At 68.7% G+C, this 14,317-nt stretch carries 18 protein-coding genes; 8 read left to right on the forward strand and 10 right to left on the reverse strand.

The window, feature by feature from the left end:
- Positions 1-76 precede the first annotated feature (76 nt).
- The gene (locus ACFPFG_RS16470) at positions 77-607 is read right to left on the reverse strand and encodes a rhodanese family protein (RefSeq protein WP_043825412.1); all 531 of its coding nucleotides are present in this window, start codon (positions 605-607) and stop codon (positions 77-79) included.
- Between the two features lie 27 nt (positions 608-634).
- Entirely contained in the window at positions 635-952 is a 318-nt protein-coding gene (locus tag ACFPFG_RS16475) for an ArsR/SmtB family transcription factor (RefSeq protein ID WP_183020630.1), read from the reverse strand.
- Between the two features lie 85 nt (positions 953-1,037).
- On the opposite strand from ACFPFG_RS16475, the gene ACFPFG_RS16480 reads away from it, so the two are divergent.
- Positions 1,038-1,934: an MBL fold metallo-hydrolase gene (locus ACFPFG_RS16480; protein WP_183020629.1), complete on the forward strand. Its 897-nt coding sequence runs from the start codon at positions 1,038-1,040 to the stop codon at positions 1,932-1,934.
- Positions 1,935-1,994: 60 nt separating this feature from the next.
- Positions 1,995-2,405 carry an OsmC family protein gene (locus ACFPFG_RS16485; RefSeq protein ID WP_197953906.1) on the forward strand — a complete coding sequence of 137 codons (411 nt, stop codon included), beginning with the start codon at positions 1,995-1,997 and terminating at the stop codon, positions 2,403-2,405.
- 82 nt (positions 2,406-2,487) lie between these two features.
- Here the strand turns inward: ACFPFG_RS16485 and ACFPFG_RS16490 are convergent, their stop codons facing one another.
- Positions 2,488-2,784, reverse strand: a complete 297-nt coding sequence (locus ACFPFG_RS16490) for a hypothetical protein (RefSeq protein WP_012202852.1) — start codon at positions 2,782-2,784, stop codon at positions 2,488-2,490.
- A 191-nt stretch (positions 2,785-2,975) separates the two neighbouring features.
- On the opposite strand from ACFPFG_RS16490, the gene ACFPFG_RS16495 reads away from it, so the two are divergent.
- Positions 2,976-3,935, forward strand: a complete 960-nt coding sequence (locus ACFPFG_RS16495; protein ID WP_183020627.1) for a pirin family protein — start codon at positions 2,976-2,978, stop codon at positions 3,933-3,935.
- A gap of 101 nt (positions 3,936-4,036) precedes the next feature.
- On the opposite strand, the gene ACFPFG_RS16500 is transcribed toward ACFPFG_RS16495, so the two are convergent.
- Entirely contained in the window at positions 4,037-4,417 is a 381-nt protein-coding gene (locus ACFPFG_RS16500) for an HPF/RaiA family ribosome-associated protein (RefSeq protein WP_197953908.1), read from the reverse strand.
- Between the two features lie 373 nt (positions 4,418-4,790).
- Here ACFPFG_RS16500 and ACFPFG_RS16505 point away from each other — a divergent pair, with 373 nt between their 5' ends.
- Positions 4,791-5,672, forward strand: coding sequence for a gamma-glutamyl-gamma-aminobutyrate hydrolase family protein (locus ACFPFG_RS16505; RefSeq protein ID WP_012202849.1), 882 nt, complete (start codon positions 4,791-4,793; stop codon positions 5,670-5,672).
- On the opposite strand, the gene ACFPFG_RS16510 is transcribed toward ACFPFG_RS16505, so the two are convergent.
- Entirely contained in the window at positions 5,574-6,593 is a 1,020-nt protein-coding gene (locus ACFPFG_RS16510; RefSeq protein ID WP_197953910.1) for a LysR family transcriptional regulator, read from the reverse strand. The genes ACFPFG_RS16505 and ACFPFG_RS16510 overlap by 99 nt on opposite strands.
- Before the next feature lie 76 nt (positions 6,594-6,669).
- On the opposite strand from ACFPFG_RS16510, the gene ACFPFG_RS16515 reads away from it, so the two are divergent.
- Entirely contained in the window at positions 6,670-7,011 is a 342-nt protein-coding gene (locus tag ACFPFG_RS16515; protein WP_012202847.1) for a protocatechuate 4,5-dioxygenase subunit alpha, read from the forward strand.
- A gap of 45 nt (positions 7,012-7,056) precedes the next feature.
- The gene (locus tag ACFPFG_RS16520; RefSeq protein WP_197953918.1) at positions 7,057-7,902 is read left to right on the forward strand and encodes a class III extradiol dioxygenase family protein; all 846 of its coding nucleotides are present in this window, start codon (positions 7,057-7,059) and stop codon (positions 7,900-7,902) included.
- An 87-nt stretch (positions 7,903-7,989) separates the two neighbouring features.
- On the opposite strand, the gene ACFPFG_RS16525 is transcribed toward ACFPFG_RS16520, so the two are convergent.
- From ACFPFG_RS16525 to ACFPFG_RS16540, 4 genes are all read right to left on the reverse strand, one after another.
- Positions 7,990-8,460, reverse strand: a complete 471-nt coding sequence (locus ACFPFG_RS16525) for an FKBP-type peptidyl-prolyl cis-trans isomerase (RefSeq protein ID WP_183020624.1) — start codon at positions 8,458-8,460, stop codon at positions 7,990-7,992.
- 69 nt (positions 8,461-8,529) lie between these two features.
- Positions 8,530-9,513 carry a Bug family tripartite tricarboxylate transporter substrate binding protein gene (locus tag ACFPFG_RS16530; protein WP_197953920.1) on the reverse strand — a complete coding sequence of 328 codons (984 nt, stop codon included), beginning with the start codon at positions 9,511-9,513 and terminating at the stop codon, positions 8,530-8,532.
- 47 nt (positions 9,514-9,560) lie between these two features.
- The gene (locus ACFPFG_RS16535; protein ID WP_183020622.1) at positions 9,561-9,920 is read right to left on the reverse strand and encodes an AtuA-related protein; all 360 of its coding nucleotides are present in this window, start codon (positions 9,918-9,920) and stop codon (positions 9,561-9,563) included.
- A gap of 13 nt (positions 9,921-9,933) precedes the next feature.
- Positions 9,934-11,295, reverse strand: coding sequence for an acyclic terpene utilization AtuA family protein (locus ACFPFG_RS16540; protein ID WP_183020621.1), 1,362 nt, complete (start codon positions 11,293-11,295; stop codon positions 9,934-9,936).
- A 116-nt stretch (positions 11,296-11,411) separates the two neighbouring features.
- On the opposite strand from ACFPFG_RS16540, the gene ACFPFG_RS16545 reads away from it, so the two are divergent.
- Positions 11,412-12,299, forward strand: coding sequence for a LysR family transcriptional regulator (locus ACFPFG_RS16545; protein ID WP_183020620.1), 888 nt, complete (start codon positions 11,412-11,414; stop codon positions 12,297-12,299).
- 5 nt (positions 12,300-12,304) lie between these two features.
- Here the strand turns inward: ACFPFG_RS16545 and ACFPFG_RS16550 are convergent, their stop codons facing one another.
- Positions 12,305-13,207 (reverse strand): LysR family transcriptional regulator, encoded by a 903-nt coding sequence (locus tag ACFPFG_RS16550; RefSeq protein WP_380107443.1) that lies wholly within the window; start codon positions 13,205-13,207, stop codon positions 12,305-12,307.
- A gap of 99 nt (positions 13,208-13,306) precedes the next feature.
- On the opposite strand from ACFPFG_RS16550, the gene ACFPFG_RS16555 reads away from it, so the two are divergent.
- Positions 13,307-14,317, forward strand: coding sequence for a Bug family tripartite tricarboxylate transporter substrate binding protein (locus ACFPFG_RS16555; RefSeq protein WP_380107445.1), 1,011 nt, complete (start codon positions 13,307-13,309; stop codon positions 14,315-14,317).

Raw genomic sequence — 14,317 nt, forward strand, 5'->3', positions numbered from 1 at the left:
GTTCTCCACAGTCCCCTGAACAGGGGAACTTGGGGGTCAGGCAGCAGGTGTCAGGCTGGATTCAGTGCAGGCGCCGTCACTGCCCCAGGGCCCGCCGGTTCCAGGGCGCCTTCATCAGAACGCGCGCCAATCCGCAAAAGCCCGTGGCCCCGGCCACGATCAGGCCGCAGCCCACGAAGGCCGACAGCAGGTGCCACCACGGGGACACCGTGGCGCCGAGCACGGCGCCCAGCAGCGCCAGCCCGCCCGCGCCCAGTTGCACCTGGCGCTGCAGCTCCAGCGGCTGGCGGCTGTCGCGCAGCACGGGCAGGCCTTGTGCCTTCCAGGCGTCCAGGCCGCCGTCGAGCACATGGCCGGCACAGCCGGGCGGCAAGGCCGCCGCCAGGGCCTGGGCGTTGAGGCGCGTGCGGTGGCCGGAGCGGCAGTGAAAGACCACGGCGGCGGGCGCGCCGGCCAGGGCTCCCGCCGCCAGGCGGTCCATGGGCATGCTGCGGGCGCCGCCTATGCGTTCGCGTGCATGTTCGTCCGGCGCGCGGATGTCGATGAGCCAGGCACCCTGCTCCTGCATCTGGCGGGCGGCTTGGGAGGAAACGGAGGAAAGGGACATGGATCAGCTCCTTGGGAACAGAGGATTTCAGGCGCAGAAGATGCTCTTGAGCGTGGCCACCAGCTTTTGCACATCGGGATTGGCGATGCGGTAGTACAGCGTCTGCGACTCGCGGCGGTAGGCGACCAGACCCTCTTCGCGCATGCGGGCCAGGTGCTGGGACAGGGCCGACTGGCTCAGCGGGATCTGCTGCAGCAATTCGCCCACGGACAGCTCGCCATGCTCGATCAGCAGGCACAGCACCAGCAGGCGGTTTTCGTTGCCCACGGCGCGCAGCAGCGCGGCGGCACGTGCAGCGCCCTGCTGCAAAAAGGCCTGTTCGGGAGAGAGCGTCGGTCCGGTCATGGTTGATCAAGAACAATCTAATTTAGCAAATTCTAATATAATTGCCGGCAGGCTGCACATGAGCCATCGAACCAGGAGTGCCTTCATGACATCACCGCTGCGCATTGCACCGTTCTTCGACGCCAACACCCACACCGTGACCTACCTGGCCTGGGATGCGGACACGGCCGAGGCCGCCGTCATCGACCCCGTGCTCGACTACGACCACGCCAGCGGCCAGGCCCACACCGGCTCGGCCGATGCCGTGCTGGACGCCGCGCAGGCCCAGGGCCTGCGAGTGCGCTGGATCCTCGAAACCCATGCCCATGCCGATCACCTCAGCGCAGCCCCTTACCTGCGCGAGCGCACGGGCGCCCCGATTGCCGTGGGCGAGCACATCCGCGAGGTGCAGCGCATCTTCCGCCCCGTCTTCAACCTGCCCGCGCCCGGCGGCGACCAGCCCTTCGACCGGCTGCTGGCCGACGGCGACAGCCTGCCGCTGGGCGGGTTGCGCATCGAGGTGCTGCACACGCCCGGCCATACGCCGGCCTGCGTGTCCTACCGCATCGCGGATGCGGTCTTCGTGGGCGATACGCTGTTCATGCCCGACTACGGCACGGCGCGCGCCGACTTCCCCGGCGGCGACGCGGGCACGCTGTTCCGCTCCATCCAGCGCCTGCTGGCCCTGCCGCCCGCAACGCGATTGTTCATGTGCCATGACTACAAGGCGCCGGGCCGCGACCGCCATGCCTGGGAAACCACGGTGGACGCGCAACGCGCCGGCAATGTGCATGTGCACACGGGCGTGGACGAGGCCAGCTTCGTGGCCATGCGCAACCGGCGAGACGCCACGCTGTCCGCGCCCGCCCTGCTGCTGCCCGCCATCCAGGTCAACATGCACGCAGGCCATTGGCCCGCGGCCGAGGCCAATGGCGTGCACTACCTCAAAATCCCGCTGCGCATGAAGCACCGGCCCCGGGCGGCGGAAGCGAAGCAGGCGTAGAGTCATTCGCTCCGCCTCCCCCGCGCCTCTTGCGGCAACTTCCAGGACAAAGGACTTTCCATGATCCACAGCGCCCACGCCACCAGCACGGACACCCCCTATCGCGTCACGCTTGGCGACCCCCAAGGCCACCGCTGGCATGTGGACGAGCCTGCGGACAAGGGCGGCGGCGACACGGCGCCCGACCCGCTGCAGCTGCTGCTGTCGGCCCTGGGCGCCTGCACCACGGTCACGCTGCAGATGTACGCGGCGCGCAAGCAGTGGAAGCTGGAGCAGGTGGACGTGCAACTGCGCCTGAACCCCGAAGGCACGCCGGCCAGCGGCAACCTGATCGAACGCCAGATCACGCTGCAAGGCGCGCTGGACGACGAGCAGCGCCAGCGCCTGCTGCAGGTGGCCGAGGCCTGCCCCGTGCACAAGCTGCTGGCCGGCGAGGTACACATCCAGACCGCGCTGCAGCTGCCGGCCTGAGCGGGGGCCGGGCCACCATGCAAAAAGCCCTGCAGCTGTCAGGCCGCAGGGCTTTTGGGAGTGGATGGGGACATGGCCGGCGTCAGGCTTGGCTGACCTCGATCTCCCCGGTATCGACATAGAGCTCGAACTCGCGCTTGGCCAGCGACACGGTGATCGGCTGCTCGTCCTGGGTCCAGGACAGCACATAGCTCCCGATGGCCGTGGCCACCTGCACACGGGTGCCGCGCGGAATGTCTTCCAGGGGGCCGTCGCCTACCCGGTGCTGCACATTGCCGGTGACCGTGGCTTCGAACTTCTCGGGGAATCGCTGCACTTCCACGGCGCTCTGGACCGCCTCTTCAGCGGCTTCGGCTTGCGTCTGTACGGATGTATTCATGGCGTTTTCTCCTGTAAGAGTGAGGCCGGCGCCCGCCAAAATGGCGGGCGCCGGTCCGTTCCTCGAATGTAAACAATGTTCCTGAGAATGCGCTGTCAGCGAACAGGCCCAATCGATGCGAGCCGCGTTTGCCTGCTGCGCCGCGCTGCACGACACTGGTGGCTTCCCCCACGAAACAGGCCGATCCGACCATGTCCGACACGTCCCAGCCCCAGCCCCAGACCCAACCCCAGCACCTGCCCACCCGCACCGCCGATGTGGGCGGCATTCCCATCCAGCGCGCCATTCCCCAGCGCGCCCTGCGCAAGGTCGGCGCCTGGTGCTTTCTCGACCACGCCGGTCCTGCCGACCCCGCGCCACCGGGCATGCAGGTCGGCCCGCATCCGCACATCGGCCTGCAGACCTTCACCTGGATGATCCGCGGCGAAGTGCTGCACCGCGACAGCCTGGGCCACACCCAGATCATCCGCCCCGGCCAGGTCAACCTGATGACGGCCGGCCACGGCATCGCCCACTCCGAGGAAAGCCAGACCCCTTCTCACATCCACGCCGCGCAGCTGTGGATTGCGCTGCCCGAGTCGCACCGCAACGGTCCGCCTCGCTTCCAGCACTACCCCGAGCTGCCCAGGACCACGGTGGGCGACTTCACGGCCACGGTGCTGGCCGGCGAGGCGCTGGGCCTGACGTCGCCGGCCGAGGTGCACACGCCCCTGATGAGCGTGGACCTGCACGCGGACAGCGCAGGCAATGGCAATGCCGTCGCCACGCTGCCGCTGCGCGCCGATTTCGAGCATGCCGTGCTCAGCCTGGAAGGCAGCGTAAGCGTGAATGGCCAGCCCCTGCCGGTGGAGGAACTGCTCTACCTGCCCATGGGCACGGCCTCGGTCGACATCGAGACCACGCCCGGCAGCCGCCTGCTGGTCATTGGCGGCGAGCCCATGGATGAAGCCATCTTGCTGTGGTGGAACTTCGTGGCCCGCACCAGCGAAGAGATCGCCGAGGCCCGCGCGCAATGGGAAGCGGAGGCCGGTCAGGATGCGCAGGCCCTGCCCGCAGGTGCGGCACGCCGCTTCGGGCCGCCGCTGGCATCGCCCCTGAAGCCGCTGCATGCGCCTTCGCTGGACGGCGTGGTGCTGCGCGCCTCGCGCTGAACGCGCCTGCTGCGGCTATCGACCTGCCGCCAGAGTCCTGCCCAACCAAAAGGCGCCCCGAATGGGGCGCCTTGCCGTTTGTGTTGCGGGAATTTCGAGGGTCAGGCCGGGCTGGTCGCATCCACCTCGGTGCCGTCTTCCACGCCGCGAACGCTCTCGCGGCCGTTCTTGTCCTTGAGCTTGCCCAGGTCGGTCTCCACGGCCCGCTTCAGCTTTTCAATGGCCGCGTTGAAGGCGTCCTTGACCTTTTCGGCCTCGGCGTTCACGGCGATCGGCGGGCGGCCATTGGCCCGGGTCTCCAGAACGCAGCGCTTGCCGGGAGCGCCGGAGGTCTTGAGCGCATCGACGCCGGTGAGGAAAACCTCCACGCGTACCACGTAGTCCTTGAATCGCGCCAGCTTGGCGTTGATCTCTTCCTGCGCCCATTGCGCCAAGGACTCGCCACCCTGGATCGAATCGTCGGCATGAACCTGAACTTGCATGCATATCCTCCTAGTCGCCAAAAGCCGCACCACCGGCGCGGCGGGGTTGTCGGGGCCATGGATGAACTGGCGAATCCATCGTAACGCCATGCGGGCCGCCTGCACAGCAAGTCGCACCCTGCGTCGTCAGGTTTTTCGCGCTGCAGCATCCGCAGCCCCAACCCCTGCCTACAGGCTACACCCGCAGGCGGGGCGCCTGCACGAATGGACCGAAAAAGCTTGAGATGCCTCAAGACAACTCTTGCATTCATCTACACCTATTTGCAGTGATGGCCCTGCGCCGGTCGCGGGCGTTCAACCCCTTCCTACATCGCCCCTGCTCGATTGGGCTTACAACTTGGGTATCAGGACTCCCCAAACGGCCCGCCCCTCCATGAGCCCACTCGCTTCCCGTCGCCTCAAGATCGGCCTTTCGGCCTGTTTCTCCCATGCGGACCCGCAGCGTCCGCTGTTCACGGGCAAGACGCTGCAGTACGTGGAGCAATCGATAGCGCACTGGATCATGTCGGCCGGCGCCATGGTGGTGATGGTGCCCTGCCCCACGGGCGAGACCGCGCGCGGCGACGTGACGCTGGAGCACTATGCCGAGTGGCTGGACGGCGTGGTCATGCACGGCGGCGCCGATGTCTGGCCCGGCAGCTATGGTGAGGAACCCATGCGCCCCGAATGGCTGGGCGACCGCGTGCGCGACCTCTACGACCTGGCCGTGGTCGAGGCGTTTTCCCAGGCCGGCAAGCCCATCTTCGGCGTCTGCCGCGGGCTGCAGCTGATCAACGTGGCCTTCGGAGGAACGCTCTACCAGGACATCGAGACCCAGGTTCCCGGCTCGCAGCTGCACCGCAATCCCACGGAGTACGACCGCCACTACCACGACATCGCCATCGTTCCCGGCAGCCGGCTGGAGGCGCTGTACCCCACGCTGGACCGCGCACGCGTGAACAGCATCCACCACCAGGGCATCAAGGACGTGGCGCCCGAGTTCGATGTGGAGGCCTGGAGCCTGCCCGACCGCATTCCCGAGGCCATCTTCCGCAAGCCCGGCACGCTCAAGAGCTACATCGCGGCCACGCAGTGGCACCCTGAATTCCAGTTCCGCAACCCGGACACCAGCACGCTGGATGACAGCGTGCTGCTGCGCGACTTCCTGGCCGCGTGCTCACGCGCCCGCGTGAGCCCGGCCGTGAGCCACAGCCCCTTCCAGATCCGCAACCGCGCCGCGCGCCTGCTGCGCCGTGCCTTGCTTCGCAGGCATTGACGGCCCGGCGCCGCCAAGCGCCTGCGCCACCACCTGCTGCAACTGCCTGCGCAGCCACGCGTGGGCGGGATCGGCCTGGTGGCGCGTGTGCCAGATCATGAACATGGGCAGCGGCGGGCAGTCCACGGGCACGGGAGAGCTGGCCAGCGATGACAGGGCCGTGCGGCCCAGCAGCGACGGTGCCGTCGCCAGCAGCGGCGTGCCGCGCACGAAGGCGGCCAGCGCCGCAAAGCCCGGCACGCGCACGGCAAAGCGACGCTCCAGCCCGCGCGCCTGCAGTTGCAGGTCCAGGTCCAGCGCCTGGCGGTCGGCATAGGCCACGGTGGCGTGGTCGGCCTGCAGATAGTCGGCCAGGCTGGCTGGCGGCTGCCGCACGGCGCTGTCATAGAAGACCGCGTACTCATCGCTGAACAGGCGCTTTTGCACGATGTCCGTGGCATCGGGCGGGCGCGGGCTGATGGCCAGCAGGCAGGCGTCCGAGCGCAGCAGTTCGGCATCCGGCGCGCCGCTGTCGATCACGCGCAGCATGGTTGCGGGCGCTAGCGTGCGCAGGCGCCGGGCCAGCGAGGGCAGCAGCAGTTCGCGTTGCAGGTCATTGGCGGCAATGGTGATCTCGGCGCGCCAGTGCGCGGGGTCAAAGCTGGGCCCCCGGCCGAACTGCTGCATCTGCCGCAGCAGCTCGCGCGCCGGGGCCTGCAGCGCCAGCGCATGGGCCGTGGGCGCAATGCCGCGCCCCTGCCGCACGAATAGCCGGTCCCCCGTGATGGCGCGCAGCTTGTCCAGCAGATGGCTGACGGCCGACTGCGTCACGCCCAGGCGCTGCGCCGCCGCCGTGACACTGCCGGTCTCCAGCACGGCCAGCAGCAATTGCAGCAGCCGGCCGTCCAGCTGCGATCCATCGATTTCTCTCATGCGTTCCATGATTGGCCGCCGCTTTATCTTTGGCAACGCGGGCCGGACACTGCCGCTGATCCAACGCAAATACCGGAGACAAAACATGGCCGATCAGCCGCAGATTCCCGGCACCACCCTGTTCGATGGCAGGCAGGCCCGCAAGGGCTACGCGCTCAACAGCATGTGCTTTTCCTTCAACGAACTGGCCAACCGCCAGGCATTCCTGGCCGATGAGGAGGCCTATATGCGCAGCTACGGCCTGAACCAGGAGCAGGCCGATGCCGTGCGCGCGCGCAACGTGCTGCAGATGATCGCGGCCGGTGGCAACGCCTACTACCTGGCCAAGCTGGCCGGCATCTTTCACCTGGACATGCAGGACATAGGCGCCCAGCAGACCGGCATGACCAAGGCCGAATTCCAGGCCCTGCTGCGCTCGCACGCCTGAGCCTCGCCATAAACAACACACAAGACGCAACCCAGGAGACACCCCATGGCACATCTCATCGGCGGCCTCGGCACCTCGCACATTCCCGCCATCGGCAACGCCATCCACAAGGGCCTGCACAACGAGCCCTACTGGAAGCCCTTCTTCGACGGCTTCCCGCCCATCCGCGAATGGCTGGCCGCGCAGCGCCCCGACGTGGTGGTGATGTTCTACAACGACCACGGCCTGAACTTCTTCCTCGACAAGATGCCCACCTTCGCCGTGGGCGCGGCCGAGCGCTACTGCAACGCCGACGAAGGCTGGGGCATTCCCACGCTGGCACCGCTGCGCGGCCAAACGGAGCTGTCATGGCACCTGATCGAGTCCCTGGTGGGCGAGGATTTCGACGTGGTCAGCTGCCAGGAGATGCTGGTGGACCACGCCTGCACGCTGCCGCTCAAGCTGTTCTGGCCCGAGGGCGACTGCCCGGTGGCCGTCGTGCCGGTGTGCATCAACACCGTGCAGTTCCCGCTGCCCTCGGCGCGCCGCTGCTATGCGCTGGGCCAGGCCGTGGGCCGGGCCATCGCGCGCTGGGACAGCGACCAGCGCGTGGCCGTCATCGCCTCAGGAGGCCTGTCGCACCAGCTCGATGGCGAGCGCGCCGGCTTCATCAACAAGGCCTTCGACCTGCAGTTCCTTGAAAGCATGGCCACCAATCCCGAATGGGCCACGCAGTTCAGCGTGCATGAACTGGTGGAAAAGACCGGCACCCAGGGCGTGGAACTGCTGATGTGGCTGGCCATGCGCGGTGCCCTGTCCGCGGCTGCGCCCGGCGTGCGGCGCGTGCACGGCAACTACCACATACCGATCTCCAACACCGCCACGGCCGTGCTGGCGCTGGAGTCGGTCTAGTCGGAAAACACAAAGGCCGCCGGGCATGCCAGGCGGCCTTTGTGCTTTGCGGGGCCGTGCGGACCGGGTGTATCCCGGCCCTGCCTCTCAATGGTGGTGGCCGTGGCCGCCGTGCACGTGGCGGTGCTCGATTTCCTCGGGCTTGGCCGCGCGCACTTCGGTGACCTTGCAGGCAAAGTGCAGCGCCATGCCGGCCAGCGGGTGGTTGCCGTCCAGCAGCACCACGGGGCCCTTGATCTTGACCACGTGGTAGATCTGGGGCTGGCCCTGGTCATCCGTGCCGCGCAGCTGGCCGCCGACCTTCACGCCGGGCGGGAACTCGCCCTTGGGGATGGTGCGGGTCAGGCTCTCGTCGCGCGCGCCGAAGGCGTCTTCCACGGCCAGGTCCACGGTCAGCGTGTCGCCCACGGCCTTGCCGTCCAGGGCGGCTTCCACCTTGGAGAAGATGTTGTCGTAGCCGCCGTGCAGATAGGCCACGTCGCCCTTGTCGAGCAGCTTGCCCAGCTTGTCGGTGATCTTGTAGTTGATGGTGACGGCGGTGTCTTTGGTGATGTTCATGGCAAAGGCCTTGGAAAACCGCAGCGCAGAAGGCGCGCCGCGCAAAACCTCCATTGTCGGCGACGCGCGCTATTCCAGCGTCACGCCCGTGGCCTTGGCCACGCCGCGCCACTTCTCCACGTCGGCACGGATCTGCTGGGCAAAGGCCTCGGGCCTGTTGGCCACAGGCTCGGCGCCCAGGCCACGCAGTTGGCTGGCCACCTCGGGGGCGCGCACGGCCTGGGCGACGGCCGACTGCAGCGCATCGAGCACGGCGCGCGGCGTGCCCGCCGGCGCCAGCAGGCCGAACCAGCCCGAGACCTCGTAGCCCGGCACGCCGCTTTCGGCCACCGTGGGAATGTCTGGCGCGCCAGGCCAGCGCTGCGCCGTGGTCACGGCCAACGCGCGCAGCTTTCCGCTTCGCACGAAGGCGATGGTCGAGGGCAGGTTGTCGAACCCCACCTGGATCTGTCCGCCCATGAGGTCGGTGAGCATGGGCGAGGCACCCTTGTAGGGCACATGGACCATGTCCACGCCGGCCATCATCTTGAGCAGCTCGGCACTCATGTGCGGCGAGCCGCCGGGGCTGGTGGAGCCGAAGTTCACCTGCCCGGGCCGTGCCCTGGCCATGGCCAGCAGTTCGGCCAGCGTCTTCGCGGGAACGTCGGGATGGACCACGATGATGTTGGGCGTGCTGGCCACCACGGTGACGGGCGCGAAGTCCCGCACGGCGTCATAGGGCAGGGTTTTCTGCAGCGCCGAGTTGATGCCGTGCGAGCTGGCCGTGCCCATGACCAGGGTGTAGCCATCGGGCGCGGCCTGGGCCACGGCCGCCGAGCCGATGGCGCCGCTGGCGCCCGCGCGGTTCTCCACCACGAAGGGCTGCCGGAGCCGCTGCGTCAGCTGGGCCGCCGCCAGCCGCGCAATGATGTCCGTCGTACCACCCGCCGGATAGGGGACGACGATGCGCACGGGTTTGGAGGGGTAGGCCTGGGCGCCGGCCTGCACGGGGGCCAGCACCGTCCACGCGGCCAGTGCCAGCGCGGCAAGCGCTCGGAAGGGTTGCAATGCCATGTCTTTGTCTCCTCTGTTTCTTTGCCTGTGATGCAAGGCGGCGAAGCTCAGCCCGGCGCCCGCTGGCGAAGCAGTGGCTGCAGTTCGACAGGGACTTCCAGCTCGAAGCCGAGGATGGCCGCCGACAGCGCCTTGCCGTAGTTGTCCACCGACAGGCTGCGCGATACGCCGCCGCCCAGCGCGCCATGGGCGACGAAGTTCAGTGCGTGCAGGTTCTGCGCCTCGTAGCGCAGCACCTCGCCCGTGATGGCAGTGCCATGGAAGGCCTTGAAGCGCTCGGCCGTCAGCTGCTCGCACAGCAGCGGATACAGCGCGGGCTCGTAGGCGAACACGGCGATGTTCGAGGTATTGCCCTTGTCGCCCGAGCGCGTATGCGCCACCTGTTCCAGTCGTACCTTGGCGGTCATGCCTGCCTCCCGTTCAGCTCGTGAAATAGTCGATGTGCGCGGGCACCTGCTCGCGCGCAACCAGTGCCGACCACACGCCGATCACCTCGCGCGTGCGCTCCTGGTGGGGCACGCGCTTGCCCGTATGGGCAATGCCCGAGACGGCCATGCCATCCACCTCGCGGCCCACCTTGGCCGCCTGCTCGCGCGTGCGGGTGCGCGCTGCCACGCGCACCGCCACTTCGTAGGGCTCGGGCGCCTGCTGCGGCGTGGCCGCGCCGTGCACGGCGTTCAGGCCCAGGAAGTCGATGCGGACCTCCTCGGCCTCCAGCTTCACGATGTCGAAGCGCTCCTGCAGAATGCGGCGCGCCAGCTGCGCGCGGCGCAGCGCGCCGGGGCCTGCGTAGAAGAACATGTCCTCGCCGATGAAGCCCTCGGTGCATCCCATGGAAACCTTGAGCGTGGTCGTGCGCGGCTTGCCGGTGAGGCCCGTCACGCGCACGCGGTCCGGGCCCGCCTGGACAATGCGCGCCTGGGTGAAATCGACCACCACGTCCGGCGTGATGTAGTGGGCGGGGTCATGCACCTCGTAGAGCATCTGCTCCTTGACGGTCTGCACCGTGACCATGCCGCCCGTGCCTTTGACCTTGGTGAGGGTGACACCGCCATCGGCATCGACTTCGGCGATGGGAAAGGCCAGGTTCCAGGGCTCGGGCACATCCTTGAGGCCCGGATCGGCGAAATATCCACCCGTGACCTGGGCGCCGCATTCCAGCAGATGGCCGATGCCGCTGCCCGCGCCCATGCGCTCGTGGTCCAGCGGGTCCCAGCCGAACTCGTACGCCATGGGGGCAAGGAACAACGAGGGATCGGCCACGCGCCCCGTCACCACGATCTGCGCACCCGCCTTCAGTGCCTGCACGATGGGCTCGGCGCCCAGGTAGGCCTCGGCCGAGATCAGCGTGCCGGCCAGCGTCTGCGTGGATGCGCCGGTTTCCAGGATGGTGGGCGCCAGCGAAAGCACCCGGTCGGTGATCAGGCTGCCGCCCACGGCCGCCACCTTGACGCCGTGGATGCCCATCTCGCCCAGCAACTCGACGATGCGCCGTGCCGCGCCCTGCGGGTTGATCCAGCCCTGGTTGGAGATGATGCGCGTGCCCTGCCGCATGCAGGCCGGCAGCACGGCGCGCATGCGCTCGTCCAGGTAGGTGTCGTAGCCGGGAAAGGACGGGTCGCGCCGCGCACGTACCTGGGCGGCGGAAACCGTGGCCTCGGCCATGGTTTCGAAGCAAAGGTAGTCGAGCGCGCCGTGCTCTGCATTGAGGGCTGCGGGCTCGATGCGGTCGCCCCACCATGCGGCGCCCGCGCCTATGCGCAGGATCGGGTTCTGGCTCATCGGTGTTGTCTCCGTTCTGGTCGTCGAAACCATTCTGTACAGTGGCCCTGCACGAGACAACGCATGCGCGGCCATAGCGCATGTGAACGCAATTCACAGGGAGACCGGAGGCGCTCATGGACCAGTTCGGACAGATGACGGTGTTCCTGCGCGTGGTCGAGGAGGGCAGCTTCTCGGGCGCCGGACGGCGCCTGCAACTGGCGCCCTCCACGGTCAGCAAGCTCATCGCGCGCATGGAGATGCGCCTGGGCGTGCGACTGTTCGAGCGCATCGCTGGCGCCATCCGCCTCACGCAGGAGGGCGAGCGCTTTCGCGAGGCCAGCCAGCAGGTGGTGCAGGCCATGGAAGACGCCGAGGCCTCGGTCCGCGTGGCCGACGCCGAGATCTCGGGCACGGTGCGCATCCACACGGCGCTGACCACGGCCAAGTACCTGGTGGCGCCACGCCTGCCGCTGCTGCTGGACAGGCACCCGCGCCTGCACCTGGACTTCGTGCTGGGCACGGAACGCGGGGACTTCATCCGCCAGGGGCTGGATGTGGCCATCCACAGCGGCCGACCCACGGAGCAGACGCTGATCGGCCGCCCGCTGATGCACAGGCCCTGGGTGATCGCGGCATCGCCGCAGTACCTGGAACGATTCGGCCGCCCCGAGCGGCCCGAGGATCTGCTGCGCCACCGCTGCCTGAATTTCACCATCCGCACGCAGTGGAATCGCTGGACCTTCCATGACGAGGCAGGCCTGAGGACCATCGACATCCCCAGCCATATCGGCGCCAACCAGGGCGAGTTGCTGCACAGCTTTGCGCTGCTGGGGCTGGGCGTGGTGCGGCTGGCGCATTTCCACATCGCCGCCGACCTGGAGCGCGGCGCCCTCGTCCCCCTGCTGCAGTCCTACCAGGAGCGCAGCGAGGACGACCGTTTCTACCTGCTGTACCCGCGCGGCCGGTCGCTGGCGCCGCGCGTGCGCGCCGTGGTGGACTTCCTGGCGGCGCAGTTCAGCTAGAGCCCTCAGCCCAGGCACTCGCGCGCGCATTCCAGCAGGCTGCGCGCCCAGCGCGCGCGGGCCGAGGTGTTCAGCCACAGCAGGCCGACCTTGCGCGCATCGGCAGGGCGCGAGCCGGCGCCGTCCGCAGCGACGCCCTGCTCGGGCAGGGCCAGCACGCGCACGTCGCGGCCCTGGGAGAGCACGGGGCCGATGTCGGGCACCAGGCCCACGCCCAGGCCCTGGTCCACCATCATGGCCACGGCCAGCACCGAGTTCAGTTCCATGCGCTCCAGCGGCGCAATGCCCTGGGCACGCAGGTAGCGGTCGGCCAGCCGGCCACCGGCCAGGGAGCGGTCGTAGCGCACCAGGGGCCGGGTGCGCAGCAGGGCCAGCGGGTCCTGCTGCGCATCCCGGGTGCGGCACAGCACGACCAAAGGCTCCTGGCGCAGCTCGGCCCAGCACACGGTCTTGGGCAGGTCGAACGAGGGTTGCAGGCAGATCAGCACGTCCAGCTCGGACTGGACCAGGGCCGTGTACAACTCGGGCGTGAGGCCGGCGCGCACGCTGATGCGCACCTCGGCGTGGCGCGCCACGAAGGCCCGCATCACGGCGGGCACAAAGCCGTGCAGCGCCGTGTTCACCGTACCCAGCCGCAGCTCGCCGCCGTCCGCATCCGAGGCCACCCATTCGCGCAGGCCCTCGAAGTCCTGCAGCAGCTGGCGGCCGCGCTCGAACAGCCGCTCGCCCGCCTCGGTGGCGCGCACGCTGCGGCCATGGCGCACCAGCAGCGGCGCGCCCAGCTCGCCCTCCAGCACGCGCATCTGCTGGGCTATGGCCGAGGGGCTCAGGTCCAGCTGGCGAGCGGCCTCGGACATGGAGCCGGTGTCCACCACTCTCAAGAAATTGTGTATATATCTCACGTCCATTTCACACATTCTCTTGGATCACAACGCAGATGCAACTGCTGTTTTCCCCGGCGCCGCTGCACCACACTGCGTGACAACGACTATTTTCAGGAGACACGCATGGATTGCCTGCACCCCTCTCACACCCAGGCTCACGCCCCGTTGTCGCGCCGCCTCTGGCTGTCCGCGGCGGCCGCGGCCATGGCGGCCACCGCCCTGCCGACCCTGGCCCAGCGGCGCGGCAGCCGCCTGGTGGTGCCGTTTGCGCCGGGCGGCGGCAACGATGTGTTTGCGCGGCAGATGGCGCATGGCCTCAACGAGTCCTTCGGCTACGGGATGATCGTGGAGAACAAGGCTGGCGCGGGCGGCAACCTGGGCACGGAAGCCGTGGTGCGCTCGGCCGGCGACGGCAGCACCTGGCTGCTGGGCCATACGGGCACGGTATCCATCAATCCCTCGCTGTATCCGGGCCTCAAGTTCAATGCGGCCGCCGACCTGCAGCCGGTGGCCATGTTCGCCTCGTCGGCCCTGCTGCTGGTGGTGCCGGCTTCCTCGCCCGCGCGCAGCGTGGCCGATCTGGCCGAGCAGATGCGCAGGCGCAGCGGCGAGATGAACTACGCCTCCAGCGGCTCGGGCACGGGCGGCCACCTGACGGGCGAGATGTTCGCCCACGCGCTGGGCGCCAAGGCCATCCACGTGCCGTACAAGGGCACGGCCCCGTCGCTGACCGACCTGGTGGGCGGCAATGTGGACTTCAGCTTTGGCGTGATTCCCGCGGCCATGGCCCTGGTGAAGGCCGGCAAGCTGCGCGCCCTGGCCGTGACCGGAGCCAAACGCCAGCCCCAGCTGCCCGACGTGCCCACGGTGGCCGAGTCCGGCGTGCGTGCGCTGGCCGACTTCGAGAGCTCGCTGACCTACGGCATCCTCGCGCCCAGGGGCACGCCTGCCGAGACGGTGCGCACGCTGGGGCGCGACATCCTCAAGGTGGCGTCTGCCGAGTCCTTCCAGTCGCGCCTGGGCATCGAGGGCGCCGTGCCGCTGCTGGGCGATGGCGCGCAGTACGCGGCCCGCATCCAGGTGGAGAGCGCCAAGTGGGCGACCGTGATCAAGGCCTCGGGCGCCACGGCCTGA

It is taken from the genome of Delftia deserti (assembly GCF_042653485.1).
Classification (GTDB): Bacteria; Pseudomonadota; Gammaproteobacteria; order Burkholderiales; family Burkholderiaceae_C; genus Comamonas; species Comamonas acidovorans.

Bases quoted from the DNA above. Each gene is read 5' to 3' on its own strand.
- ACFPFG_RS16520 (WP_197953918.1), top strand. From the start codon at position 7,057: ATGGCACATCTCATCGGCGGCCTCGGCACCTCGCACATTCCCGCCATC.
- ACFPFG_RS16530 (WP_197953920.1), bottom strand. From the start codon at position 9,513: ATGGCATTGCAACCCTTCCGAGCGCTTGCCGCGCTGGCACTGGCCGCG.
- ACFPFG_RS16500 (WP_197953908.1), bottom strand. From the start codon at position 4,417: ATGCAAGTTCAGGTTCATGCCGACGATTCGATCCAGGGTGGCGAGTCC.
- ACFPFG_RS16475 (WP_183020630.1), bottom strand. From the start codon at position 952: ATGACCGGACCGACGCTCTCTCCCGAACAGGCCTTTTTGCAGCAGGGC.
- ACFPFG_RS16480 (WP_183020629.1), top strand. From the start codon at position 1,038: ATGACATCACCGCTGCGCATTGCACCGTTCTTCGACGCCAACACCCAC.
- ACFPFG_RS16550 (WP_380107443.1), bottom strand. From the start codon at position 13,207: ATGGACGTGAGATATATACACAATTTCTTGAGAGTGGTGGACACCGGC.
- ACFPFG_RS16470 (WP_043825412.1), bottom strand. From the start codon at position 607: ATGTCCCTTTCCTCCGTTTCCTCCCAAGCCGCCCGCCAGATGCAGGAG.
- ACFPFG_RS16490 (WP_012202852.1), bottom strand. From the start codon at position 2,784: ATGAATACATCCGTACAGACGCAAGCCGAAGCCGCTGAAGAGGCGGTC.
- ACFPFG_RS16515 (WP_012202847.1), top strand. From the start codon at position 6,670: ATGGCCGATCAGCCGCAGATTCCCGGCACCACCCTGTTCGATGGCAGG.
- ACFPFG_RS16555 (WP_380107445.1), top strand. From the start codon at position 13,307: ATGGATTGCCTGCACCCCTCTCACACCCAGGCTCACGCCCCGTTGTCG.
- ACFPFG_RS16505 (WP_012202849.1), top strand. From the start codon at position 4,791: ATGAGCCCACTCGCTTCCCGTCGCCTCAAGATCGGCCTTTCGGCCTGT.
- ACFPFG_RS16545 (WP_183020620.1), top strand. From the start codon at position 11,412: ATGGACCAGTTCGGACAGATGACGGTGTTCCTGCGCGTGGTCGAGGAG.
- ACFPFG_RS16485 (WP_197953906.1), top strand. From the start codon at position 1,995: ATGATCCACAGCGCCCACGCCACCAGCACGGACACCCCCTATCGCGTC.
- ACFPFG_RS16510 (WP_197953910.1), bottom strand. From the start codon at position 6,593: ATGGAACGCATGAGAGAAATCGATGGATCGCAGCTGGACGGCCGGCTG.
- ACFPFG_RS16535 (WP_183020622.1), bottom strand. From the start codon at position 9,920: ATGACCGCCAAGGTACGACTGGAACAGGTGGCGCATACGCGCTCGGGC.
- ACFPFG_RS16495 (WP_183020627.1), top strand. From the start codon at position 2,976: ATGTCCGACACGTCCCAGCCCCAGCCCCAGACCCAACCCCAGCACCTG.
- ACFPFG_RS16525 (WP_183020624.1), bottom strand. From the start codon at position 8,460: ATGAACATCACCAAAGACACCGCCGTCACCATCAACTACAAGATCACC.
- ACFPFG_RS16540 (WP_183020621.1), bottom strand. From the start codon at position 11,295: ATGAGCCAGAACCCGATCCTGCGCATAGGCGCGGGCGCCGCATGGTGG.